The sequence below is a fragment of the Microbulbifer okhotskensis genome (genome assembly GCF_023895975.1).
Classification (GTDB): domain Bacteria; phylum Pseudomonadota; class Gammaproteobacteria; order Pseudomonadales; family Cellvibrionaceae; genus Microbulbifer; species Microbulbifer okhotskensis.
Genome location: NZ_JALBWM010000022.1, coordinates 1 through 23,574, shown reverse-complemented (window position 1 = coordinate 23,574; position 23,574 = coordinate 1). Strand labels below are relative to the sequence as shown.

The 23,574-nt window shown below is 52.9% G+C and carries 25 protein-coding genes and 1 tRNA gene; 9 read left to right on the top strand and 17 right to left on the bottom strand.

The features are described 5' to 3' along the window. Positions 1–398: 398 nt before the first annotated feature. Complete coding sequence (gene nadC / locus MO867_RS07480; protein WP_252465699.1) at positions 399–1,253, top strand: carboxylating nicotinate-nucleotide diphosphorylase; 855 nt, start codon at positions 399–401, stop codon at positions 1,251–1,253. A gap of 68 nt (positions 1,254–1,321) precedes the next feature. Here nadC and MO867_RS07475 read toward each other — a convergent pair whose 3' ends face one another. The 10 genes from MO867_RS07475 to MO867_RS07430 form a co-directional block, all read right to left on the bottom strand. Then, positions 1,322–2,068 carry a sulfite exporter TauE/SafE family protein gene (locus MO867_RS07475; protein WP_252465697.1) on the bottom strand — a complete coding sequence of 249 codons (747 nt, stop codon included), beginning with the start codon at positions 2,066–2,068 and terminating at the stop codon, positions 1,322–1,324. After that, positions 2,069–2,251: a cbb3-type cytochrome oxidase assembly protein CcoS gene (gene ccoS / locus MO867_RS07470; RefSeq protein WP_252465695.1), complete on the bottom strand. Its 183-nt coding sequence runs from the start codon at positions 2,249–2,251 to the stop codon at positions 2,069–2,071. Between the two features lie 15 nt (positions 2,252–2,266). After that, on the bottom strand, positions 2,267–4,723 hold the full coding sequence (locus MO867_RS07465; protein ID WP_252465694.1) for a heavy metal translocating P-type ATPase: 2,457 nt from the start codon (positions 4,721–4,723) through the stop codon (positions 2,267–2,269). After that, a complete protein-coding gene (locus tag MO867_RS07460) occupies positions 4,720–5,244 on the bottom strand; it encodes a FixH family protein (protein ID WP_252465693.1) in 525 nt (174 codons plus the stop codon). Before MO867_RS07460 ends, MO867_RS07465 begins: the two co-directional genes overlap by 4 nt. 85 nt (positions 5,245–5,329) lie before the next feature. Continuing rightward, positions 5,330–6,748 carry a cytochrome c oxidase accessory protein CcoG gene (gene ccoG / locus MO867_RS07455; RefSeq protein WP_252465692.1) on the bottom strand — a complete coding sequence of 473 codons (1,419 nt, stop codon included), beginning with the start codon at positions 6,746–6,748 and terminating at the stop codon, positions 5,330–5,332. Between the two features lie 137 nt (positions 6,749–6,885). Next, positions 6,886–7,794 carry a cytochrome-c oxidase, cbb3-type subunit III gene (gene ccoP / locus MO867_RS07450; RefSeq protein WP_252465691.1) on the bottom strand — a complete coding sequence of 303 codons (909 nt, stop codon included), beginning with the start codon at positions 7,792–7,794 and terminating at the stop codon, positions 6,886–6,888. Continuing rightward, positions 7,794–8,027: a cbb3-type cytochrome oxidase subunit 3 gene (locus tag MO867_RS07445; RefSeq protein ID WP_252465690.1), complete on the bottom strand. Its 234-nt coding sequence runs from the start codon at positions 8,025–8,027 to the stop codon at positions 7,794–7,796. Before MO867_RS07445 ends, ccoP begins: the two co-directional genes overlap by 1 nt. Positions 8,028–8,045: 18 nt before the next feature. Continuing rightward, positions 8,046–8,666 carry a cytochrome-c oxidase, cbb3-type subunit II gene (gene ccoO, locus MO867_RS07440; RefSeq protein ID WP_252465689.1) on the bottom strand — a complete coding sequence of 207 codons (621 nt, stop codon included), beginning with the start codon at positions 8,664–8,666 and terminating at the stop codon, positions 8,046–8,048. Between the two features lie 11 nt (positions 8,667–8,677). Continuing rightward, positions 8,678–10,132 (bottom strand): cytochrome-c oxidase, cbb3-type subunit I, encoded by a 1,455-nt coding sequence (gene ccoN / locus MO867_RS07435; protein WP_252465688.1) that lies wholly within the window; start codon positions 10,130–10,132, stop codon positions 8,678–8,680. Positions 10,133–10,276: 144 nt separating this feature from the next. After that, complete coding sequence (locus tag MO867_RS07430; protein ID WP_252465687.1) at positions 10,277–11,497, bottom strand: argininosuccinate synthase; 1,221 nt, start codon at positions 11,495–11,497, stop codon at positions 10,277–10,279. Between the two features lie 318 nt (positions 11,498–11,815). On the opposite strand from MO867_RS07430, the gene pyrC reads away from it, so the two are divergent. The 3 genes from pyrC to MO867_RS07415 all read left to right on the top strand — a co-directional run bounded on the left by pyrC (position 11,816) and on the right by MO867_RS07415 (position 14,006). Further along, positions 11,816–12,847 carry a dihydroorotase gene (gene pyrC / locus MO867_RS07425; RefSeq protein WP_252465686.1) on the top strand — a complete coding sequence of 344 codons (1,032 nt, stop codon included), beginning with the start codon at positions 11,816–11,818 and terminating at the stop codon, positions 12,845–12,847. Positions 12,848–12,976: 129 nt separating this feature from the next. Continuing rightward, positions 12,977–13,648 (top strand): ribonuclease T, encoded by a 672-nt coding sequence (gene rnt, locus MO867_RS07420; RefSeq protein WP_252465684.1) that lies wholly within the window; start codon positions 12,977–12,979, stop codon positions 13,646–13,648. A 163-nt stretch (positions 13,649–13,811) separates the two neighbouring features. Beyond that, positions 13,812–14,006, top strand: a complete 195-nt coding sequence (locus MO867_RS07415; RefSeq protein WP_252465682.1) for a PFL_1563 family small protein — start codon at positions 13,812–13,814, stop codon at positions 14,004–14,006. 129 nt (positions 14,007–14,135) lie between these two features. Here the strand turns inward: MO867_RS07415 and secF are convergent, their stop codons facing one another. The 4 genes from secF to queA form a co-directional block, all read right to left on the bottom strand. Further along, on the bottom strand, positions 14,136–15,137 hold the full coding sequence (secF, locus tag MO867_RS07410) for a protein translocase subunit SecF (RefSeq protein ID WP_252465681.1): 1,002 nt from the start codon (positions 15,135–15,137) through the stop codon (positions 14,136–14,138). A gap of 11 nt (positions 15,138–15,148) precedes the next feature. Next, a complete protein-coding gene (gene secD / locus MO867_RS07405) occupies positions 15,149–17,017 on the bottom strand; it encodes a protein translocase subunit SecD (RefSeq protein ID WP_252465680.1) in 1,869 nt (622 codons plus the stop codon). Positions 17,018–17,223: 206 nt separating this feature from the next. Beyond that, a complete protein-coding gene (gene tgt, locus MO867_RS07400; protein ID WP_256473868.1) occupies positions 17,224–18,342 on the bottom strand; it encodes a tRNA guanosine(34) transglycosylase Tgt in 1,119 nt (372 codons plus the stop codon). 14 nt (positions 18,343–18,356) lie between these two features. Then, a complete protein-coding gene (gene queA, locus MO867_RS07395; RefSeq protein ID WP_252465678.1) occupies positions 18,357–19,430 on the bottom strand; it encodes a tRNA preQ1(34) S-adenosylmethionine ribosyltransferase-isomerase QueA in 1,074 nt (357 codons plus the stop codon). A 178-nt stretch (positions 19,431–19,608) separates the two neighbouring features. Here queA and MO867_RS07390 point away from each other — a divergent pair. From MO867_RS07390 to MO867_RS07370, 5 genes are all read left to right on the top strand, one after another. Then, positions 19,609–19,695: transfer RNA gene (locus MO867_RS07390), tRNA-Leu, on the top strand. A gap of 1,021 nt (positions 19,696–20,716) precedes the next feature. Beyond that, positions 20,717–21,211: a hypothetical protein gene (locus MO867_RS07385; RefSeq protein WP_252465677.1), complete on the top strand. Its 495-nt coding sequence runs from the start codon at positions 20,717–20,719 to the stop codon at positions 21,209–21,211. Between the two features lie 100 nt (positions 21,212–21,311). Further along, positions 21,312–21,593 carry a BrnT family toxin gene (locus tag MO867_RS07380; RefSeq protein ID WP_252465676.1) on the top strand — a complete coding sequence of 94 codons (282 nt, stop codon included), beginning with the start codon at positions 21,312–21,314 and terminating at the stop codon, positions 21,591–21,593. Positions 21,594–21,595: 2 nt separating this feature from the next. Continuing rightward, positions 21,596–21,790 carry a hypothetical protein gene (locus MO867_RS07375; protein WP_252465675.1) on the top strand — a complete coding sequence of 65 codons (195 nt, stop codon included), beginning with the start codon at positions 21,596–21,598 and terminating at the stop codon, positions 21,788–21,790. Next, complete coding sequence (locus MO867_RS07370) at positions 21,783–21,956, top strand: hypothetical protein (RefSeq protein WP_252465674.1); 174 nt, start codon at positions 21,783–21,785, stop codon at positions 21,954–21,956. Before MO867_RS07375 ends, MO867_RS07370 begins: the two co-directional genes overlap by 8 nt. Before the next feature lie 146 nt (positions 21,957–22,102). On the opposite strand, the gene MO867_RS07365 is transcribed toward MO867_RS07370, so the two are convergent. From MO867_RS07365 to MO867_RS07355, 3 genes are all read right to left on the bottom strand, one after another. Continuing rightward, a complete protein-coding gene (locus MO867_RS07365) occupies positions 22,103–22,354 on the bottom strand; it encodes a hypothetical protein (protein WP_252465673.1) in 252 nt (83 codons plus the stop codon). Positions 22,355–22,382: 28 nt separating this feature from the next. Further along, positions 22,383–23,342 (bottom strand): hypothetical protein, encoded by a 960-nt coding sequence (locus MO867_RS07360; RefSeq protein ID WP_252465672.1) that lies wholly within the window; start codon positions 23,340–23,342, stop codon positions 22,383–22,385. Beyond that, positions 23,327–23,574: hypothetical protein (locus MO867_RS07355; RefSeq protein WP_252465670.1), on the bottom strand; the 248-nt coding region annotated here is incomplete at its 5' end. The genes MO867_RS07360 and MO867_RS07355, both read right to left, overlap by 16 nt.

Genomic DNA, 23,574 nt, shown 5'->3' with positions numbered 1-23,574 from the left:
AAGCGGCTGCTCTGAGCGGAATAATCCCCAGAAAATTCCTTTGCCGTGAGCCCGGATGTCTCTTCTATCACACACAAGGCCTCGGCTTCACAACGTTATTTTATCACCGCGATCATGCCTGAAGAATGTGCCGAAGCTCTTGATTTTACTCAAGTTTTGGTCGCTAATAACAAGATTTCAAGGCGTCGTATTGACTGCCCCAAATACTGCGATCAATTATCTATATCGGGTCATTCTACCTGCGTTATGGGGCTTTTTTACACAGTTCTACGACATATTTGAGACCCTTGTCACAGCCATATGTGGAGTCAACTGCTAATCGACCTTTGACCTCCTTGGACAATCCAAATCCGATGGGTTTTGGTAAACTCCTCCCGCGTTAATTTCGAGGTTCCCCAATGCGACCACAAGACACAGTCATCCCCAATATTACCATCGACCTGCAACGCGCGGTGCAGGCGGCTCTGGAAGAGGATATTGGAGACGGCGATATCACTGCCCAGCTAATACCTGAAGACCGTTCTGCGCGCGCCCGCGTGATCACCCGCGAGGACTGCACCTTGAGTGGTCGCGCTTGGGTAGAGGCCGTTTTCCTCGCATTGGACCGAGAGCTAAAACTCACCTGGTACTATGAAGATGGCGAACAACTCAGCGCCAACGCGGTGATTTTTGAGCTGGAGGGCAATGCTCGTAGCATTCTTACTGGCGAGCGTACCGCGCTGAACTTTTTGCAAACCCTGTCCGGTACCGCCACCACGGCGGCTGAGTTTTCGGCGAAAGCACAAGGCACTGAAGTCAAAATTCTTGACACCCGCAAAACCATTCCGGGCCTGCGCAGTGCACAAAAATATGCCGTACTCTGTGGCGGCTGCCATAATCACCGCATCGGACTTTACGATGCCTTTCTGATTAAGGAAAACCATATTGCCGCCGCCGGTGGTATCGATCGAGCTGTCGCCCAGGCCCGCGTGATCAAACCAGAAGCCTTGATTGAAGTGGAGGTAGAAACTATTGGTGAACTTGAGCAGGCATTGGCCGCCGGTGTCGACGTCATCATGCTGGATGAGTTCAGCGATGAAGATACCCGAGTCGCCCTGGCGCTGACGAAGAACAAAGCAAAAATTGAGATTTCTGGCAGTGTCGACCGGGACCGGATCGCGCAGCTGTCAGCGCTAGAGGTGAACTATATCTCTTCGGGCAGCCTGACCAAACACCTCCGCGCTATCGACCTCTCCCTGCGCATCGATCTCTAACCGATTGTTGAAAAAAGCCTTTCATGGTTTTTAACCGGAACAGGAACTCAAGACACCCCCAACACTCATTAGTGGTGGTGATGATGTTCCTGCTCTTTCTCTTCTGCAGCGGGCATTTCCATACCGGTCATTGACCCATGATTGGCGTGATCGCCATGTCCGCCGTGCCCCATAGCGCCCCAGAGGGTCCAGAGTCCAAACACCATAATTGCCGCAGCGAATCCGTAGCGAACCCCCGGCTTCTGCACAAAACTGCGCACTTGGGCCGCAGCAACACCAGTGGCGAGCATGGCTGGCACTGTTCCCAGGCCAAAAGCGAACATCGCCATAGCGGACCGCTCGGCACTACCCTGAGCCAGGGCAAAGGTCAGGGCGCTATACACCAGTCCGCAGGGCAACCAGCCCCACAGAGAGCCGAGCGCCAGAGCCCGGCCCGCAGTACGCACTGGTAGCAGTTTCCTGGAAAGAGGTTGAACATAGCGCCACAGATAACTGCCGCCCTTTTCTATCCACGCCAATCCCTGCCAGATTCCCCCAATATACAGGGCCATAAGGATCAACATTATGCCCGCAGCAAAGCGCAACGGTGTCAGCGCGGGTAACGCCGCCGCCCCCAGAGCACCGGCGAGAGCGCCCATTAGTGCATAGCTGCCGAGACGGCCCAACTGATAAGAACCCAGCTGCAGCCAAGCCGTTTTTTGACCCGGCACGGCCATGCCCAGCGCGCCGGAAATACCACCACACATACCAATACAGTGGCTGCTACCCAGAAAACCAATCGCCAACGCTGCAGCTAAAAACCCCCAGTCCCCCACTTACTTCTCCTGCTGTTCTTTTGTCTCAGGCTTGGCCCGCTGCATATCATCGTCAAATAAAATCCGCCGACCCTCAGTCTCCAGGTCATCGTACTGACCGTTGTTCACCGCCCAAAAAAAGAGCTTCACAGCAAAACCGACCAAAATCACTGCGATGGGAATCAGGAAATAAAGACTTTCCATCAATGACACCTCTTTTCAATCAGCAAGACCCGGCACCCCGGCCCGGGAAATTGCAGGATTATCTTCGGTACCGGCCTCAGCCTGCGATAAGCGCAGCGCATTGAGAACCACTACCAGAGAGCTGAATGACATTCCAATAGCTGCAGCCCAGGGCGGCACCAATCCGCAAAAAGCCAACGGTAACGCTATGGCGTTGTAGCCCAATGCCCAGGCGAGATTCTGCCGAACAATCCGCCGACATTTGTACGCCAGCTCGATAGCTCTGGGCAGTACCTGAAGATCGCCATTGAGCAAAATGGCATCGGCGCGCGACTGGGCCAGGTCTGCCGCCGACATCATTGCCACAGACGCATCCGCACCGGAGAGCACTGGCACATCATTGATACCGTCGCCCACCATCAATACCTTGTCGCCAGCACCTTGTAACTGTTTCATATGGCTGAGCTTGTCTTCCGGGGATGCACCAGCGCGGAAGTTATCTATACCCGCCTGTCGTGCCAGGCGCTGCACTTCTGCAGACTGATCCCCGCTGAGCAGTTCAACCGATAGACCCAGCTCGATCAGTCGATCCACCGCAGCCGTGGCGGAAGCGCGAAGTTTGTCCCCCAGCGCAATCCAGGCAATCGCCCCTTTCGAATCTCCCAGCAGTAGCCACTGCCCCTGCCCCTCTGGCAGCGACATTTTTTCACCCGTGACAAAATCGGCTTTGCCCAGTCGATAGAGGGCACCTTCAATCTGCCCCTCCAAACCGCTGCCCGTATGCACTTTCAACTGGCTGGCCGTCAAGTTGCCACGCCAGGCCCGAAACGCGCGGGCCAATGGATGATTAGTCTGGGATTCTAACGCTGCGGCGACATCTTTAACGCGCTGCTCGCTCCAACCATCGCGCAGTAGCTCGATGGCCAGGATTCTCGGCTCTCCACGGGTCAGGGTACCGGTCTTGTCAAACAGCACCCGGCCGATGCGAGGCAGGGTGTCCAGTAGTGCGCCCCCGGCGACCAATAGGCCCAGTTGCTGTAAGCGCAACGTTGCCGAGGCCAGAGCCGCCGGTGTTGCCAGCGATAGAGCACAGGGACAGGTCACCACCAGAACCGACAGAGACACCCAGAAGGCGCGGCCCGGATCGATTTGCCACCAGACAGCAAAGGCAGCCACTGCGGCAAACAGCACAACCGCGACGAAGATGCCGGCAACTCTGTCCGCCAGGGCCACTTGCTGGGGCTTGTCCAACTGCGCCCGCTCCACCAGGCGCTCAATAGCAGAGAGGCGTGTTGCCTGCCCCGCTGCAGTAATCTTGATCGTCAGCGTAGAGTCGCCATTAACACTACCCGCAAATACCGGGCTGCCTGCGAATTTCTGCTGCAGTGCCGATTCACCGCTGAGCAGGGATTCGTCCACTCCGCTTTCGCCCTCTAATACTTCCCCATCAGCGGGGACCGTATCTCCCGGGCGCAATAGCACTTGATCGCCAGCAGCCAGTGCCGCCACTGGAATATGAACCACTTCACCGTCCTGGTATTTGGCCGCCGTCATCGGCAGCAGCTGGGCCAATCCACCACTGGCAAGACCCGCGCGGTGGCGCGCGCGCATCTCCACTGTGCGCCCCAGTAACAGAAAGAAGGTAAACATGGCGATAGATTCGAAATACACTTCTCCAGTGCCAAACACTGTGGCGTAAAAGCTGGCGCCGTAGGCCAGACCAATCGCGAGGGATACGGGCACGTCCATACTCAGATGGCGGGCGCGCAGGCTGCGTAGTGCCGCATTAAAAAATGGCCGTGCAGCGTAGAAGACCACTGGTGTAGCCACCAGTAGTGAAACCCAGCGGAAGTAGCGTTCAAACTCTCCGATACCATCACCGCTGGCGGCGCCGAAGTACAAGGCGATGGCAAACATCATTACTTGCATGGTGCCAAGCCCGGCGACACCCAGGCGGCGCAATGCAGCGCGGTGTTCACTTTGGATCACCACTTCGCGATTGGCCGCAGTGGCCGGCGCCGGTCGATAGCCGATCCGCTCCAATTCCGCAAACAGCTCACTGGGTTTAATCATTGTCGGATCGAATGCAATTTGTGCCCGTTGGGTACTGGCGTTGACCGAAACCTTTTTGATGCCGTCCAGCTGACCCAGATGTTTTTCAATTAACCAGACACAGGCGGCACAGGTAATACCGCTGATCAACAGAGCGGCGATCTTGCCACCATCATCCCAGTCGTGCACAAACTGCTGCTGAACTTCCGCCAGGTCATAGGCGGCCCAACGGTCGCGTGGCTGTGCTTCCTCCGGTCTATCGCTGTCTTTCTCACGAAAGCGATAGAAGCCATCCAAACCGCCGGAAACAATAGCACCAGCCACCGCTTCACAACCGGGACAGCACATACTGCGGGCAACCCCCTCGATAACCACCGTGTGGTGACTACCGGGGGGAACAGGAAGCCCACAGTGAAAACAGGAAGAAGCAGTAGACGTCATTGACTCACGGCGTTCAGTGGCACGGCATCGCCGAGATCGAAGTTAACCTCACCTTTCAAACGCCATTCCGCTTGCTGGTGCATTTCGGGATCGAGTTCAGGCATCAGACGAAGGTACCAGCGGTTCTCTACATCGCTGGGCAATGTGCCCTGATAGCGACCTATGGCGAGCTGCGACAGCTGGATATGCTGATCCAGGTCAGCTTCCACCGGGTGGCTCAAGGTGAGCAGCAGAATCTTGGGATAATCAAGATCACCATCCAGCTCCACCGTAACCCTACGCTCGGGTCGTTGGAATTGGACCCTCGCAGCCAACCCCAACTCCTTGGCGCGGATGTCCTGGTCGGCGCTAAAGTGGTACATGCGGCTGTCTTTGTAGTAGGTGTCACTGACCTGGTCGTCAGCAAAGCGCACCGCTATCGAGACGGTGATTGTAGACACTACGACCACTGCAATCAGTGGTGCCAGGACCATCCAGGCCCAGGGTTCCCGATACCAGGGATTTGCCGTTGGTTTATTCATCGCGTTACCAAAAAGTTACCGTTTTATACAAAAATTCGAGCCCGCCTGAGCGGGCCCGTACTTTGCAACGGGAGGAGAGCCCCGTCTACTGCTGTGGACCAATAAACGCCGCTCGGCGTTTAACAATCAGCTCAGGATTATCGACTGCCTCAACAATAATCTCGATGTCGTGCTTGGCTTCCTTCAGCTGTGCCGTCGGAACGCTTACCCGGATAGGTACAGAGAAAATCTCTCCCGGCACCAGATAAATCTTCCTGGGCTTTCGAACCGAATAGTCGTAACCGGTCTTACCTTGCACTTTGATCGAAAACTCGTGAGGCGTCTGGTCCATATTGGTGATCTTGATCATGTACACATTCTGTACCTGCCCCTGTAATTCCCGGAACATACGGACGCCGCGGTCACGAGAGACCTCAGCTTCGATCGGGCTGCGGGTAACCACCTGCTGAGCAAATAAACCGGTCATCGTCAGCAGGATCAGTGCATAGCCGAACAGTCGCGGACGGAGGAAACGGGTCTTGCCGGTCTGTAACTCATCTTCCGAGGTAAAACGGATCAGCCCTCGCTCGTACTCCATCTTGTCCATAACACTGTTACAGGCATCAACACATAGACCACAATTGATGCATTCATACTGCATGCCATCGCGAATATCGATATCCACCGGGCACACCTGGACGCACCAGTAACAGTCGATACAGTCGCCCATACCTTCTGCCTTATAGTCCACCGTCTTCTTGCGTGGGCCGCGGGTCTCACCGCGCTTGGCATCGTAGTAAACAGCGAGGGTATCCTGGTCGTACATCACCGACTGGAAGCGCGCGTAGGGACACATGTACTTACACACCTGCTCGCGCAAGAAGCCCGCATTCATGTAAGTGGCGAAAGTAAAAAAGGCGACCCAGAAGACACCCTGTGGATTGGCTTTGAATGTGGCCAGATCCACCACGAGATCACGGACCCCATAGAAATAACCTACGAAAGCCAGCGCCGTTGCCAGGGAGATCAGCAGCCAGATGGTGTGAGTGCCGCCCTTGCGCAAAACCTTTTCCAGATTCCAAGGGGCTTTATCCAATTTCATGCGCTTGTTACGGTCACCTTCACAGATGCGCTCGCCCCAGATAAACATCATGGTCCAGACCGTCTGCGGACAGGTAAAACCACACCACACCCGCCCCATCCAAGTGGTGATGGCAAACAAAGCAAAAGCGGCAATAATCAGCAGCCAGGCTAAGAGAAAGCCATCCTGAGGGCCGAAAGTGGTCCAGAGAATATGGAATTGACGGGTGGGCAGATCAAAGAAGACCGATGGGCGTCCATCAATATTGATCCAAGGGAGAAAGAAAAAAGCCAGCAGCAGCGGCAGACCGGTATATTTGCGGATACGGGTAAACACACCGCGAATATGGCGGATATAAACCTTGTCTTCCGACTCATACAACATGCGATAGCGAACTTCGCCATCACCTTCCTGTTCTTCACGGGTGGGAATTAAATCACTCACAACAACCTCACTCTCGCACGGGCACATCAGTACGTGGGTTAGGTAGCCACTTATGTTGAGGCTTTTTCTCCGTCCCAGTAGCGCCCGGAGTCCCTTGAAAAAACAAGGCCCGGCAAATGCCGGGCCTCAATCGTTAATTACTGCTGTTCCTCATCCTGTTGGGACAGGCTATAGACATAAGCCGCCACCAGGCGAATCTTGTCTTCTCGCAGTTTGTCTTTCTGCGCGGGCATTATATTGGTCCGACCTCCGCGAATAGTCTGCTGGATCTGCTCACGCTTGCTGCCGTACAACCAGATATTGTCAGTCAGGTTCGGGGCACCCAGGGCTTGGTTACCCTTGGCGTCCATACCGTGACACGCCATACACACCGTATTAAATACTTTCTTACCCTCGACAGCCATAGGGGCATCATGGGCCAGGCCATTCAGGGAGAGCACGTATTCCGTGGCATTCACAACACCTTCTTCGCCAATCACCGGCCCCTGCGGAGGCATCATACCCTGACGGCCGTTGTTCAGGGTCTCCAGGATTTTCTCCGGAGTACCGCCATACAGCCAGGCATTATCGGTCAGGTTGGGAAAACCCAAATAACCGCCAGCATCGGCACCGTGACACACGGCGCAGTTGTTAGCGAAAATTCGCGAACCCATCTTGATCGCCTGAGGAGTTTGAGCAATTTCCTCAATCGGCATGTCTTTGTACTTACCGAAAGTTTCGTGGAATTTTTCCTGGGCCTCAGCCTGGGAAGCTTCCAGGGCACCCACCGATGACCAGCCACTTACCCCTTTGAAATTACCCATACCCGGATAGATCACCAGGTATCCCACTGAGAATACCAGCGTGACGATGAACAGCATGAACCACCACTTGGGCAGAGGGTTATCGTACTCCTCAATACCGTCGTAGACATGGCCTGTTGTTTTGTTTTCCGGTTCGGCCTGATCGTCCACCGCCACTTTTCGGTTGGCGAACAACACCCAGGTAATCAACGCCAGATTGGCGAGGGTGAGCACAATTACCCACACACTCCAGAATGTACTCATTACTTATCCTGCCCCTGTTTTCGATTGGCTCCGGGTTTTTCCCCGGAATTGGATTCGTCCTGCTGAGCGGCCGACTTCTCCTTGTCGGCTTGTTGCTCTTCATCGGCAAATGGCAAATTGGCATCTTCGTCGAAGCGCTTCTTGCGCTTCGGCGAGAAGGCCCACCAGCAAACTGCCAGAAAAGCCACTGCTCCAAGAACCAAACCGATTTCCCGCAATGTTTCTATAGTCACGAGCTTCCTTCCTCGCTATTAGCGTTTTTGGGTAACCAGGGTACCCAGCTGCTGCAAGTAAGCGACCAACGCATCAATTTCCATCACCTTGCCACCTTCGAAAGGCTCGGCGGCAGTGGCGATATCTTCGTCGGTGTAGGGCACACCGACGAAGCGCAGCGCCTCCATCTTACGTGCGGTGTATTCACCGGTTACTACATTGTCGAACAACCATGGATAGGCCGGCATAATGGATTGAGGCACACGGATGCGCGGATTGTACAAATGCTCCCGGTGCCACTTATCCGAATAGAGTCCTCCCCCCACGCGCGCCAGGTCGGGACCGGTGCGCTTGGAGCCCCACAGGAAGGGGTGCTCGTAAATAGATTCCTGTGCCATGGAGTAGTGGCCATAACGCTCAACTTCCGCACGCAGAGGACGAATCATCTGCGTGTGGCAAACGTGACAGCCTTCGCGAATATAAATATCGCGACCTTCCAATTGCACTGCCGTCAACGGCTTCTGGCCCGGCAGGGGTGTGTAGTTATCCTTGGTAAAAAATTGCGGAACGATCTCAACCAGTGCGCCAAAGCTGATGGCGATAATGATGAAAAAGATCATCCAGCCGATGTTTTTTTCTACGAGGTCATGATTCTTCACAATCTAAACTCCTATGCCGCAGGCACTGCACGAACGGTGTTATCGGCTGCAGCGTCGTTTACTCTTTGGGTAATCGTGCGGTAAACGTTGTAAGCCATCAGCAGCATACCCACCAGGAACATAGCACCGCCCAACCAGCGCACGACGTAACCCGGATGGCTCGCAACAACACTATCCACGAAGCTGTAAGCCAGGGTGCCATCGGCGTTGAATGCACTCCACATCAGCCCTTGGGTAATGCCGTTCACCCACATCGCAGCGATATAAAGCACAGTGCCGACAGTGGCCAGCCAGAAGTGCGCGTTGATCAGCTTGGTACTGTACATTTCGCGACGCTTCCACAGTACTGGAACCAGGTGATACAGGGCACCGATGGAAATCATGGCAACCCAGCCCAATGCACCGGAATGTACATGGCCGATAGTCCAGTCGGTATTGTGAGAAAGGGCGTTCACGGTCTTGATAGACATCATCGGACCTTCAAAGGTAGACATACCATAAAAGGACAGGGATACCACCAGGAAGCGCAGGGTCGGGTCGGTGCGCAGCTTATGCCAAGCGCCGGACAACGTCATGATGCCGTTGATCATACCGCCCCAAGAAGGTGCCAGCAGAATCAGGGACATCACCATCGCCAGGCTCTGAGCCCAATCGGGCAGCGCTGAGTAGTGCAAGTGGTGACCACCGGCCCAAACGTACAGGGAGATCAGTGCCCAGAAGTGAATGATGGACAGCTGGTAGGAATAAATTGGGCGGCCGGCCTGCTTCGGTACGAAGTAGTACATGATGCCGAGGAATGCAGCCGTCAGGAAGAAGCCCACGGCGTTGTGGCCATACCACCACTGGATCATTGCGTCCTTGGTACCCGAATAGATAGAGTAGGACTTGAACGGAGCAACCGGAATCTCCAAATTATTAATAATATGGAGTACAGCAATAGTGACAATGTAAGCGCCAAAGAACCAGTTCGCCACATAGATGTGGGAGGTTTTGCGTTTAACGATGGTGCCAAAAAATACCAGTGCGTAGGCAACCCAAACCAGTGCGATCAGGATATCGATGGGCCACTCAAGCTCAGCGTATTCCTTGGTAGAGGTGAATCCCATTGGCAGGGTAATCGCCGCCGCCACAATCACCGCCTGCCATCCCCAGAAGGTAAAGGGAATCAACCAGCCACCCCAAAGCCGAACCTGACAGGTGCGCTGCACCACGTAATAGGAAGTCGCAAATAGCACGCTACCACCAAAGGCAAAAATTACCGCATTGGTGTGCAGGGGCCGCAAACGCCCGAAGTGGGAGAATGGCTGCCAGATATCATTGAGTGCAGGCCAGGCCAACTGGGCTGCGATCAATACGCCCATGCCCATACCAAAAATGCCCCAGACCACGGACATGATGGTGAACTGGCGCACGATATTGTAGTCATAGTCCGGCACAGGGCCGGTCTTTGCCACCGTTGTCGTCATGTTTTTACTTCCGTTGCTTTTAAGATTTGGTTCCACTGTGCAGGACTGGCCCACCAGAGAGTCTGCAGCAGTTATGTGTCACTCATAACTGTTACTATTAGCCGGATAAGGATTTAAGCGCATCCCTGTCCGGCTATTGCTGATCTAAATCAATTTTCTTCCTTTACCAGCGGCAATGCGCAGGCGCAGGGCGTTGAGCTTGATAAAGCCCTCCGCATCTTTCTGGTCATAAGCCCCAGCATCGTCTTCGAAGGTAGCGATACGCTCATCGAAGAGACTCTCCGCAGAGCGGCGGCCAACCGCACTCACACTGCCTTTGTACAGTTTGAGGCGAACCTCACCGTTCACCACATCCTGGGATTCATCAATCGCAGCCTGCAGCATACGGCGCTCCGGAGACCACCAGTAACCGTTGTAGACCAACTCGGCGTAGCGGGGCATTAGAGAATCTTTCATATGGGCGACTTCACGATCCAGCGTGATCGACTCAATGGCCCTGTGCGCCTTCATCAAAATAGTGCCGCCGGGCGTTTCATAGCATCCGCGAGACTTCATGCCCACGTAACGGTTTTCTACGATATCCAAGCGGCCAATACCGTTGTCACCACCCAGTTTGTTCAGCTTTTCCAGCAGGGTGGCAGGGCTCAAACGCTCATCATCGATCGATACCGGATCGCCTTTTTCAAAACCGACAGTGATATAGGTCGGCTCTTCCGGCGCAGCTTCCGGGCTCACGCTCCAACGCCACATATCCTCTTCGGCTTCCGCCCAGGGATCTTCAAGATTGCCGCCCTCATAGGAAATATGCAGCAGGTTGGCGTCCATCGAATAGGGGGATTTCTTTTTACCGGAAGAGAAATCCACTGGAATATTACGCTGCTCGCAGTACTCCATCAGTTTTTTGCGGGAGTTCAGGTCCCACTCACGCCAGGGCGCAATTACCTGAATACCTGGCTTCAGTGCATAGGCACCCAACTCAAAGCGCACCTGGTCGTTGCCCTTGCCGGTGGCACCGTGGGAAATCGCATCGGCACCGGTCTCGTTGGCAATCTCAATCAGGCGCTTGGCAATCAGTGGACGCGCAATAGAGGTGCCTAACAGGTATTCACCCTCGTAAATCGCATTGGCACGGAACATCGGGAAAACGAAATCGCGAACATATTCCTCGCGCAGATCGTCGATATAAATCTCTTTAATACCGAGTGCCTCGGCCTTAGCTCTGGCCGGTTCCACCTCTTCACCCTGGCCGATGTCTGCGGTGAAGGTCACCACCTCACAGTTGTAGGTATCCTGCAACCAACGCACGATTACGGACGTATCCAAACCACCGGAATATGCCAGTACCACCTTTTCGATTTTGCTCATTGCTGTCCTCTGCTGCCGGAAAAACGCCGCCACGACAATAGCGCAGCAACGCGAATCGCCATTGCGCAAATTTGGTGTCGGTCTGGGGGAGTTATTCTTGGAGATATGCCCAGGATCGGTAATTTGCGGGCACAGTAATACCCACACTCTTTGTCGGGGCGCGATTGTAGCGCCTATGATCGCGATCGACTAGCACCATGGCGCCTGCCAACGCAATTGATTAATTTTTAACCCCCCGTGCATCGCAATTTTGCAGCGCATCGGGTAGCATGCGCGCCGCACAACGACTCACTACGGTAAAAAGCACCACGGAGTACCATGACGGAGCAAATCACTCTTCGCGCCCCTGACGACTGGCATATTCACCTGCGCGATGGCGCCGCTCTCGAGCGCACAGTACCCGATGCCGCACGACAATTTCGCCGTGCGATAGTGATGCCAAACCTAGTACCACCGGTAACCGATGCCGAGAGCGCCACGGCTTATAAAGAGCGGATTTGTGCACAGATTCCCGCCGGCACCCCGTTTGAACCGCTGATGGTGATCTACCTCACCGACAAGACGGATGCCGCTATCATCCGTCAAGCCCATGCGGCCGGAATTATCGCCGCAAAACTGTACCCCGCTGGCGCGACCACCAATTCCGATTCCGGTGTAACCGATATCACCAACATCTACTCAGCACTGGAGGAGATGCAGACCTGCGGAATGAAGCTGCTGGTTCACGGAGAAGTAACCACCAGTGATATTGATATCTTCGATCGCGAACACGTCTTTATTGAAAAGACCCTCTCCCGCCTGGTAGACGATTTTCCTACCCTAAAAGTGGTGTTTGAACATATCACCACCGCACAAGCGGCTGAATTTGTTCAGGGCGCCCGCGAAGGTGTTGCCGCAACCATTACTGCACACCACCTGCTGTACAATCGCAACCACATGTTAGTGGGCGGCATCCAGCCGCACTTTTACTGCCTGCCAATTCTCAAGCGTGGATATCACCAGAACGCACTGATTGAAGCGGCCACCAGCGGCAATCCAAAATTCTTCCTGGGTACCGACTCAGCCCCCCACGCCCGCCACAAAAAAGAGCACGCCTGTGGCTGCGCGGGTTGCTATACCGCTTACTCGGCGATCGAGCTGTACGCAGAAGTCTTCGAGCGCGCGGGCAAACTCGACAAACTCGAGGGTTTCGCCAGTGAGTTTGGGCCGGACTTTTATGAGCTGCCACGCAACCAGGACACCATCACTTTGGCCAAAAGCCCCTGGACCCTGCCGGAAAAACTGGCAATGGGAGGAGAAAATCTGATTCCCCTCGCGGCCGGTGAAACCTTAAACTGGCAACTTGTATAATTGGGTACTGCCTGATTACAGTGCTTGTGGGGAAGTTTCTCCCTGCGGGTGCGCCAACTTGAACACACCACCCAGCCCTACCAGTGCCCGCAATTGCCGGCCTGAAGACAAGATTTACAAGGAATCACTGTGACACCCGCGGAAGAACCCACAGGACCAAAAAGCTCTCTCGCCCAGCGATTCCGAGGCTTTCTGCCCGTGGTAATCGACCTAGAGACCGGCGGCTTTAACGCCCGTACCGACGCATTGCTGGAGGTTTCAGCGGTTATCCTGGACATGGATGACAGCGGCACCCTCTTCCCGCTGGAGACCCACAGTTTCCACCTGGAGCCTTTTGAAGGCGCCAATGTAGAGCAGTCTGCTCTCGACTTTATCGGCATCGATCTCGAATCGCCAGAGCGCGATGCCTGGCCGGAAGAGATTGCCATACCGGAATTGTTTCGCAAGATTCGCAGTGCCGTGAAAAAACACAGCTGCACCCGCGCCGTCGTGGTTGCCCACAATGCACATTTTGATCTGGGCTTCGTCAATGCGGCGGTGGAACGCTGTGGTGTCAAACGCAACCCGTTCCACCCCTTTTCCTGCTTCGATACCGCCAGTCTCGCCGGCCTCGCCTATGGCCAGACCGTACTAGCCAAGGCTTGTCAGGTAGCGGGGATCGAATTTGACAACAACTGCGCTCACTCGGCAGAGTACGATGCAGAAAAAACTGCAACGCTCTTTTGCGGCATCGTCAATAAGTGGAAAGAGATGGGCGGCTGGCCCCTGGAAACCGAAGCGGCCACCGAAGAAACTGAGTAGCCACCAGGCTGCTCAGTGCAAGTGGGTATTTGCCCAAGAGCGACACAAATACTCAAAACTTGTTGACAAAACACACGCTATGCGCAGACTATGCCCACTTGGGTGATTTTTTGTTCAAAACACTGTATTATGTTCGCTTATACATAAAAACCGGATAAGCGCCGTGGCCAAAAAAGCATCCTCCTCTTCCAATCGCAAGCAGCCTACCCCCCTTGAGACCAGCGAAAGCATTGAAGAACAGGTAAAGGCTTTTCTCGCCGAAGGTGGCGAGATCAAACAGGTGCCTAAAGGTGTAAGCGGCCAGACCAATACTTCCGGCCCTAAGCACATCACCCTCGGGAAAAAACCCAGAGCTTAAGCTGGTAGCACCGGCACATCACCTGCCCTCCAATAAAAAACCCCGACAGCGCCCCGCACACCGTAGCCGTGGGGCGCGGCCGGGGCCGCTTGAACAGGGCTGCAATCGCGCAGCCCCGCACCTGTAAAGTCAGGGCATCTCTTCCAGCTCTGCACCCTCTTTTACCGGCGGCATCAGATCTTCTTTGGAGATTTTTAGTGCCATCAGCACATTCGCAGCCACGTATACCGAGGAGTAGGTACCCACAACCACACCCACAATCAATGCCAAGGAGAAGTTGTGGATCAACTCACCACCGAAGAATTGCAGCGCCCAAAGCACCAACAAAGTAGTGAAAGATGTCATAAAGGTACGGCCGAGGGTCTGGCTGATAGAGATATTGATAATCTCCTCAGCTTCAGCCTTGCGCACCTTACGGAAGTTCTCGCGGATACGGTCTGATACCACAATGGTATCGTTCAAGGAGTAACCAATCACCGCCAACACCGCCGCCATCACCGTCAGGTCAAAGTCCAACCCCAACAGTGCAAAGAAGCCCAGCACGATAATGACATCGTGGCCCAGAGCAGCCACAGCGCCAAAAGAGAACTTATACTGGAAGCGCAAGGCGACGTACATCATTACCAAGACCAGCGCCACCATCATGCCCAAGCCACCGTCGTCGCGCAGCTCTGCGCCAACTTGAGGCCCGACCATTTCAACGCGACGCAACTCCACATTGCCCTCGCTGCCGGCCTTAAGGACCTGCACGACTTTGTCGCCAATAGGCGTCACAACCTCCTGATTGGTGGCACTAACCTGCGTTTCTTCCTCAGTCACCGAAGGCGGCAACTTGATCAACAGGTCTCTTTCAGAACCAAAATTAACTACCGTAGCACCATCGTAACCGGCCTCGTCCAGCTGGCGGCGCACATCACCGATAAATGGCGTTACTTCGTAGCCCACCTCAACCTGGGTGCCACCGGTAAAGTCCAGACCAAACTTCAGGCCATTAATAGCCAGCACTGCGATAGAAGACAGTACCAGCACCACCGAGACAATCCCGGCAAGCTTGCGCCAGCGCATAAAGTCATAGACACGCTTACCCATGTACTCGGTAATTTTGCCGTTTTCCACTTTGCTCTCACTCATGACTGACTCCCTTAAATCCAGAGCTTCTGGACACGGCGACCGCCGTAGAACAAATTAATAATCGCCCGCGTACCCATAATGGCGCTGAACATGGAGGTGAGAATACCGATAGACAGAGTTACCGCGAAGCCCTGTACCGGGCCAGAACCGATGGCATACAAGATAACTGCCACAATCAGGGTGGTGATATTGGCATCTACAATAGTGCTGTAGGCATTGTCAAAACCGGCTGTGATCGCTGTTTGGGGAGGCATCCCATTCCTGAGTTCCTCCCGTATTCGCGAGAAGATAAGCACATTGGCATCCACCGCCATACCCACGGTCAATACGATACCGGCGATACCGGGCAGCGTAAGGGTTGCACCCAGCAGCGACATAACCGCCACCAGCAGGATCAGGTTTACTGCCAGGGCCAGGTTCGCAGCCAAACCAAATACGCGGTAGGAAATCAGCATACAGATAAGTACCGCCAACAAGCCGTACTCCACCGACTGAATACCCACTTTGATGTTATCCGCACCCAAAGATGGACCAATCACGCGCTCTTCCACAAAGTACATCGGCGCAGCCAGGGCACCGGCACGCAGCAGCAGGGCCAGTTCCTGGGCTTCAGCCGGGCTGTCCAGGCCGGTGGTGCGGAACTGCTTGCCCAGGGCACTCTGTACCGTGGCCAGGCTGATAATTTTTCGCTCTTCGGTGCGCTTCTGCACGGTAACTTCATTACCGTTTTCGTCGATCTCGGTTACCGGCTCAAAGCGGGTTTCAATAAACAGAGTGCCCATACGGCGGCCGACGTTCTTCCAGGTGGCCCTGTGCATTAACTCGCCACCGCGCGCATCCAGGGTGATATTCACCTGTGGGAAGCCGCTCTCATCGTAGCCAACGCGAGCATTGGTGACGCTGTCACCCTTGATAATGATCTGGCGCTCCAGCCAAGCACCACCGTACATTTGGCGCTGGGTTTCATTCCGGTACTCGAAGTATTCCTTACTGGAAACCAGCTCATCCGGGCGGGCCTCCATACGGTATTCGAGATTGGCGGTCTTACCGATAATCCGCTTGGCTGCTGCGGTGTCCTGAACACCCGGCAACTCCACAACAATACGGTTGCGCCCCTGACGCTGAACAATCGGCTCGGCCACACCCAGTTCGTTCACCCGGTTGCGCAGAGTGGTGAGGTTCTGCGAGACCGCGTAATCCTCCAGCTGCTTGACTTCCTGCTCGGTCAGGGTAGCGCGGATCTCCAGGTTCTCACCGCTACCCAGTTCGCGCAGCTGTAACTGCGGGAATTCTTTGCGCATGGTGGAAAGCGCCAGGCTGCGCAGCTCTTCACTGCGGAAGCGGGCGATAATCTCGCGATCATCCACCAAATCAACACTGCGATAACGGGCCTTGGCCGCCCGCAACTTGCTCTTAACTTCCTGCTCGTAACTCTCCATATTGTTTTTGACGATAGTGTTGGTATCCACTTCCATCAGGAAGTGCACACCACCGGCCAGGTCCAGACCGAGCTTCATCGGGCTGGCACCGATATCACTTAACCACGGCGGCGTGGTGGAAGCCAGGTTCAGCGCCACCACATAATCATTGTGGCCAAGCGCCCCCTGAATCGCCCGCTTTGCCGGCAACTGCTCCTCCATGGAGTTCAAGCGGATCAGCACTGCCTTACTCCCAACTTCACCACCGAAGTAAGTAATACCCGCTTCATCCAGGGCTTTTTGTGCATTCGCAAGCACATCGGGGCCTATGACCATGGCACTGGACTGCCCGGAAATCTGCACGGCAGGGTCCGGCTTGTAAAGATTGGGCGCGGCGTAGATCAGGCCAAAGGCCACAACCGCGAGAATCAGAAAGTACTTCCAGATCGGGTAGCGATTCATGCTGTTCTCATTGTTCTATAGCGACCCCGAGGGGCGGTAAATCTTGGCAATTCGCCTGGATATGCGGGCAGTATACGCAGAATGCAAGGTACACCGTCCCCAATAAAAGTGGGGGCTGATTATACGGGGATCGGGGGATCGGACAAATTAAAGAGGTGCTGCAATGAGACCAACAGCACCCCAGGTAGGTTGAAAACGACGACTAATCAGGGCGCCAGCGGCGGAATCTCACGCCCCAGGCCACGGTAGAACTCCACGACATAGGCCTCCAGCTCATTGGCGGCAATGGCATCGCGCAGCTTTTGCATCAAACGCTGGTAGTGGCGAAGATTGTGAATGGTGTTCAGCTGCGCACCCAGAATTTCACCGCAGCGGTCCAGGTGATGCAGGTAGGCGCGGGAGAAGTTCTCACAGGTATAGCAATCGCACTCCCCCTCCAGCGGGCCCGTATCGTGGCGATGCCTGGCGTTGCGGATTTTCACTACACCTTCGAAGGTAAACAGGTGGCCGTTGCGAGCATTGCGAGTGGGCATTACGCAGTCGAACATATCCACACCGCGGCGCACCGCCTCGACAATATCTTCCGGCTTGCCCACACCCATTAGATAGCGCGGCTTGTCCTCCGGCATTTTGTGAGCCAAGTGATCCAAAACCTTGATCATCTCATCTTTTGGCTCACCCACCGACAGGCCGCCAATGGCATAGCCATCGAAACCAATTTCCGCTAGACCGCGCAGGGAAACATCGCGCAGCTCTGGAAACATACCGCCCTGCACAATACCAAACAGCGCCGACGGGCTATCGCCGTGCGACTTCTTGGAACGCTCCGCCCAGCGCAGAGACAACTCCATGGACTTGCGCGCTTCATCAGTAGTGGCCGGATAAGGCGTGCACTCATCAAAGATCATTACAATATCGGAACCCAGATCCCGCTGAACACGCATGGATTCTTCCGGGTCCAAAAATACCGGACTGCCATCAATCGGCGAGCGGAAGGAAACCCCCTCTTCCGTAATTTTGCGCAGTTCACCCAGGCTAAATACCTGGAAGCCACCGGAGTCTGTCAGAATCGGGCCGGACCATTGAGTGAAGTCATGCAGGTCGCCGTGGGCTTTGACTACTTCGGTACCCGGACGCAACATCAAGTGGAAGGTATTGCCCAGAATAATCTGTGCACCGATACCTTCGATATCCCTCGGCAACATCCCTTTCACGGTGCCGTAAGTGCCCACCGGCATAAACGCCGGGGTTTCCACCACACCACGAGGGAAACGCAAACGACCACGACGGGCCTTGCCATCGGTGGTATCCACTTCAAACTGCATAAAACATTCGCGGCTCACGGGGTATCTCCTTTCGCTGGTGCTACTTCTTCTTTTTGGGCATTAGGGTCGCGGGTAATAAACATGGCATCACCGTAACTAAAGAAGCGGTAACGCTCCTCAACAGCGGCCTTATAAGCAGCCATCGTATGCTGGTACCCCGCAAAGGCGCTCACCAGCATCAATAAAGTGGATTCCGGCAAGTGGAAGTTGGTGACCAACTTATCCACAACCTGAAATTCATAGCCGGGATAAATAAAGATATCCGTTTCCCCCACCGTGGCCTGCAACTGGCCACTGCGCGCCGCACTTTCGAGTGCGCGCACACTGGTGGTACCCACCGCGATCACATTGCCACTGCGGGCTCGGCAAGCGGCTACGGCATCCACCACATCCTGGGAGACATCCAGCACTTCGCTGTGCATCTGGTGCTCGAGAATATTGTCTACACGCACCGGCTGGAAGGTACCCGCCCCCACATGCAGGGTAACGAAGACTACCTCAGCACCTTTATTCCGCAGCGCACCAATCAATTCATTATCAAAGTGCAGCCCCGCCGTCGGCGCCGCCACAGCCCCCGCATTACAACCGTACACGGTTTGGTAACGCTCGCGATCGCTGGCATCATCCTCGCGATCAATATAGGGAGGCAGCGGCATATGGCCGAGGCGATCGAGAATTGCCAGCACGCCCTCGTCTTTGGGGAAAGACAACTCGAACAGCGTATCCCTCCTGCCAGTCACCTCAATACGGGTGCCGTCTTCAAGGACGATGCTGGAGCCGGGCTTGGGCGACTTACTGGAGCGCACATGAGCCCAGATATCCGTTTTGTTAAGCACCCGCTCCACCAGGATTTCCAACTTGCCGCCGGTCTCCTTCTGCGCGAACAAGCGGGCCGGGATTACCCGCGTATCATTGAAAACTATCAGGTCACCTATTTGTACCTGGTCGAGAATATCTGGGAACTGCCGGTGTGTGATGGCCCCGCTGGGCCCATCCAAACACAAAAGACGGCTGCCGCGGCGCTCCTCGGTGGGCGCGCGGGCGATCAGCTCATCGGGCAGATGAAAGTCAAAGTCCTGACGCTGCATGGAATCCTGAAAAATTAGAAACTGTGGAGAGGTCGCGAAGGTTATAGGAAATTTTAGGAGCTGTTAACTGGGACGACAGAAAATGCGCTAAGTTATTGAAATCACTGGTTGACCCAGGCCAAAGCATTGCTATAATCACGCCCTCTTCGCACCGACCCCAAGGTCGAGCAGCGACAGTGCCAGAGTGGTGAAATTGGTAGACACAGGGGATTCAAAATCCCCCGCCCTTAAAAGCGTGCCGGTTCGAGTCCGGCCTCTGGTACCATCTCTCAAACCCGCGTCAGCCCTAGCTTTCGCGGGTTTTTTAATTCTGATATACCTTCCCTCAACTTTGAAGAATGGCGCTTAAAAGATCCAGAGTGTCCACATTGTGTCCACACAGGATTTTTTTGACTCCCCCTTGCCCACATGTGGACACCATCAATCTATTGCTTTCCCCTTGTGAAACTTCTCTTCATTTCTCTTCACAACTCTTCAAAGTGTGAAATTCAATTCTTACCCAAACCCCGCACCAGCTCAGGCCAGGGCCGCTAGTCTCATTTCATCAACTAAAAGAGTGCCAAAAATCGGCAGGCGTGGGGAGGAGTGACCGGCACCGTTTTTTGTGGTACGTTTTTTAAACAGCTTGGCTTGACCCCCTAGGAATCTAAGGGGTTAGAAGAAGACTCACAGATTTTGCGGCCAATAGAGCCTATGAAGGATTTTGAAATCTAATCATTGATAATTTTTCGTGGGGAATCGCCAAAAGCACTTTCGGCCAATCCTTCAGACTTACTAGCTAATTCAGATTCAGGAAGGGAAAAAATGGAAAGTAAAGACCAAGAGAAAGTTAGGTATCTACGGTAAGCTCCAAGGTGTTAGCCTCTCTCTTCTGCAAGCAGCCTTATATAACTAGGAAATTAAAAGCCAAGCCTCCACCATGAACGAAATTATTCTTCTTTACTTAATTGGGTATGTAATAATTTTTTTGTGGTTGCGAAGAGATAAGCCAGCAACATATGGGCTAGGCAAAGAGTTCGTATTTAAATGGCTATTTATCTCATTCCTATCAGTGGCAGCATCCTTGGTAACTCTCAGCGGGATATTCAATATTAAAGGTGCTCTAGGAATAAGCATTTCACTTTTAATTGGTTACATCCCATTCTGGAGAGCTGTTTCACGTTACCCCCTTAAATTTTTTTGAGGTGAACCAATAGCATTTTACGATATGCAGTATGCCATGTGTCTCGAGCATACAGCTTTCATCAGGGGGCAGTGCCCAACACAAACTAAAAGGAAAACTCATAATGGACTGGTTAAACGAAGCAATTGATAAAAAAATTGAAAAAGAACGTAATGAAAAAGCCGAATGGAAACTAAAACAACAACGGGATGAACAGGAACGTCTTGAAGGATACAGATCGGCAGCAAAAGCATTAAATAATCTTCTACCTTTTTTCACTAACATCGAGGAAACTTTAAAATCAAAGGGGCTCTCAGGAGAGTTATCTATCGGAGAATCAACTTACGTTAATACAAAAGAAACTTTCATCTATCAACTCTCAATAGTGATAGACGGAAAAGTTTCAGGAAACAAAAACAAACCTACTGACATAAAGAACGAGATAAACTTTTCTGTGAAATATGACCAAAATGACAAAAAAATAAAAATATATGCTAAATATTCTGGCGTAGACCCTGTAAAAATAATTAGCCAAACTAAACCTACCCACCTCAATCCAGAAGTGGTCGAGAAAGAAGCAAAAGATTATTTTCAAAAATTATGGTCGGATGACACATAACAACCAAGGATAGATTCACATCCCGCTTTCGTGGATTGCGCCTCATATATTTACACGACAACTGGCAACAGTATTAGATTTCAGGGATATTGAAACAATTATGTTATTTGAATGGGACGATGATAAAGATAGACTAAATCAACAAAAACATGAAATGCCCTTAAGGGCCGGCATTCCAGCTTTTGATGATTTAAACGCAATCGAATTTGAAGACAATAGAATAGACTACGGAGAGGAAAGATATATTCTTATTGGTTTAGACAACAGAACCAAGCTACTGTATGTTGTGTACACAATGCGAGAAAAAGGCGTCACACGTCTTATTTCAGTTCGCAAGGCTACTAAATCTGAAAGAAAGCTTTATGAATCAGGAGGGTATTAGTGATGGGAAAAATTATCCGAAAAGAGCACTCAAAAGAAAACCCCATTGACAACAGAGACATAGATTTCACGAAGGCTGATGAATTATCCGATGAGGATATAGAAGAAAGAGCTAAAAGTGACCCTGATTCCCTACCCTTCACCGAAGAAGAGATAAAAGAAGTCAAAATCAGAAGAAGGAACAGAGATAATGACTAAAATAAGCTCAAAGAATCATATAAAAGGGACCGCAGTGGCCCCCGAATTTAATGTAAGCAAAGTTCGCGCAATGAGCAACAAAGAAGCTGAGGAAAGGGCTAAAAAAGACCCTGACGCCCCTATTGTCGATCCCGCAAAGGTTAGAAGGGTAAAAAGAATTCTTTAGTAAATCACAACCGGAAAAACATTATAATTCTGACTGCAATACATTTTTCCGATGTTTAAATTTTCTTTGGGCCAATGACGAACCAGTAGCCCATCCTTGTGTATGGATAAATCGCTATCGCAGAGGGGGACGGATAAACCGCCCCCCTAGCAAGATGAACCCCTCCTCTCCTCCAACACCCCTCCCCTTTTTATTGAATACTCTGCATAAGTTCCGGTTACAATATCCAGGATTTGCAACCAAGAATAAAAAACGGCCTTCTCTGACTGAGCAATCTCTTCCGCCAGCTCCATTGCCTCTTTCTTGGTAGGTGCTGCAACCTTAAAGCTGTTTGCCCCTCCATTCATCAAATGAACCCTACCTGCAAAAATTGCGTATCTATTATTTTTCCCTTTCATGCCTGTCCCCTACTTTTAAGTAATCAGCTTAAGCCACTATTGGCGTTAGCTGCGATTTCAAATTGTCTGCGCTAGTTTGGTGTGCTGTGATTGCGGCATCTTGTGTTGGCTTCTGCCCGCTGCTTGGGTGTGAGTGAGTCGCCAGCGTACCAGCGAGGGCCGATACTACGCCGATTAAGTCCTCAAGCACTTTTAGCACGTTTAAAGCTTCGCTCCCCAACCAAACCTTACCGCCGTTTTTTACCTTAATAGTTTGTTCCGCTTTGGCGATAGATTCCCGAATATTTCCGATCTGTTCTTTTAAGTCGCGCCCTGCTGAAATATTAATATCACTGGCGGTTGTAATATTTAGATTGTCCAGCGCTGATAAGTTCAGACTACCACCCGATAAGAAGCGTAAAGCCCCAAGGGCTTCAATTATTTTTACCCCTGCAATTTCATCTATAGAGTGTTCTTTAACTTGTCGGTATTCACTGTCGCAGCGGGTTTGCAACTCTGCCGCTTCAATAATTCTGCGTAGTGAATTTTCCCGAATATCCCCATGGGTCTCCCGGCTCCACTCTGCGTGGGCGTCTACTCTTTGCCGTACTGAGTCGCTTTGCTGCCAGGCTAAATCCTCACGGTCGAGCGTTGGAACCCCTACCCCACGCGACAATACCGTCCGAATAAATGGCTGATCTGGCTGGCCATAGGCAAAAGTCAATTCAACCACCGTCCCAGGTTGTGGGAAACCAAACGCGCCGCGTTCATTGCCTGAATTTTGCAGCGGTAACGGTACACTACGAAAAATAGGAAGCTCTTCATCCGCCAGGCCGTCTGGCCTTAAAACCTGTACGTCTACCCCGTAGCGTGGGCGATACTCTTCCGCTAGTTCCTGTTGTTGCATGGGATCGCTAATCGCTACCACTTTTGCCAGTATTGGCAAATGTAACCCGCTATTAATTTCAGGATATAGCCGCGAAATAATTCTTTTTATTTGCTGGTCCACGGGTCCGCGCTCCAGGTAACATTCATAAAATTTCCTGATAGATAAACCTTTGTGGCGTAACTATTATTTAATAGAACTCCAGGCCTCAATCTAGGAATACAAGCAATATTTGCGCGATTGGAAATCCCAAAATTAGTTTGATATCCGATAGGTAATTCCAGGGAGCGCCCCGCCCAATAACTATCCGCCCAACTACCAACAAAAACTTTCCCGTCTCCCTGCTGTTGCCAGA

Excerpts from the sequence above, each read along its gene's own strand:
- nadC (WP_252465699.1), top strand. The coding sequence starts at position 399 with ATGCGACCACAAGACACAGTCATCCCCAATATTACCATCGACCTGCAA.
- ccoS (WP_252465695.1), bottom strand. The coding sequence starts at position 2,251 with ATGGAAAGTCTTTATTTCCTGATTCCCATCGCAGTGATTTTGGTCGGT.
- MO867_RS07465 (WP_252465694.1), bottom strand. The coding sequence starts at position 4,723 with ATGACGTCTACTGCTTCTTCCTGTTTTCACTGTGGGCTTCCTGTTCCC.
- MO867_RS07460 (WP_252465693.1), bottom strand. The coding sequence starts at position 5,244 with ATGAATAAACCAACGGCAAATCCCTGGTATCGGGAACCCTGGGCCTGG.
- ccoP (WP_252465691.1), bottom strand. The coding sequence starts at position 7,794 with ATGAGTACATTCTGGAGTGTGTGGGTAATTGTGCTCACCCTCGCCAAT.
- ccoN (WP_252465688.1), bottom strand. The coding sequence starts at position 10,132 with ATGACGACAACGGTGGCAAAGACCGGCCCTGTGCCGGACTATGACTAC.
- MO867_RS07430 (WP_252465687.1), bottom strand. The coding sequence starts at position 11,497 with ATGAGCAAAATCGAAAAGGTGGTACTGGCATATTCCGGTGGTTTGGAT.
- pyrC (WP_252465686.1), top strand. The coding sequence starts at position 11,816 with ATGACGGAGCAAATCACTCTTCGCGCCCCTGACGACTGGCATATTCAC.
- secF (WP_252465681.1), bottom strand. The coding sequence starts at position 15,137 with ATGAGTGAGAGCAAAGTGGAAAACGGCAAAATTACCGAGTACATGGGT.
- secD (WP_252465680.1), bottom strand. The coding sequence starts at position 17,017 with ATGAATCGCTACCCGATCTGGAAGTACTTTCTGATTCTCGCGGTTGTG.
- tgt (WP_256473868.1), bottom strand. The coding sequence starts at position 18,342 with ATGCAGTTTGAAGTGGATACCACCGATGGCAAGGCCCGTCGTGGTCGT.
- queA (WP_252465678.1), bottom strand. The coding sequence starts at position 19,430 with ATGCAGCGTCAGGACTTTGACTTTCATCTGCCCGATGAGCTGATCGCC.
- MO867_RS07385 (WP_252465677.1), top strand. The coding sequence starts at position 20,717 with ATGGACTGGTTAAACGAAGCAATTGATAAAAAAATTGAAAAAGAACGT.
- MO867_RS07380 (WP_252465676.1), top strand. The coding sequence starts at position 21,312 with ATGTTATTTGAATGGGACGATGATAAAGATAGACTAAATCAACAAAAA.
- MO867_RS07375 (WP_252465675.1), top strand. The coding sequence starts at position 21,596 with ATGGGAAAAATTATCCGAAAAGAGCACTCAAAAGAAAACCCCATTGAC.
- MO867_RS07370 (WP_252465674.1), top strand. The coding sequence starts at position 21,783 with ATGACTAAAATAAGCTCAAAGAATCATATAAAAGGGACCGCAGTGGCC.
- MO867_RS07365 (WP_252465673.1), bottom strand. The coding sequence starts at position 22,354 with ATGAAAGGGAAAAATAATAGATACGCAATTTTTGCAGGTAGGGTTCAT.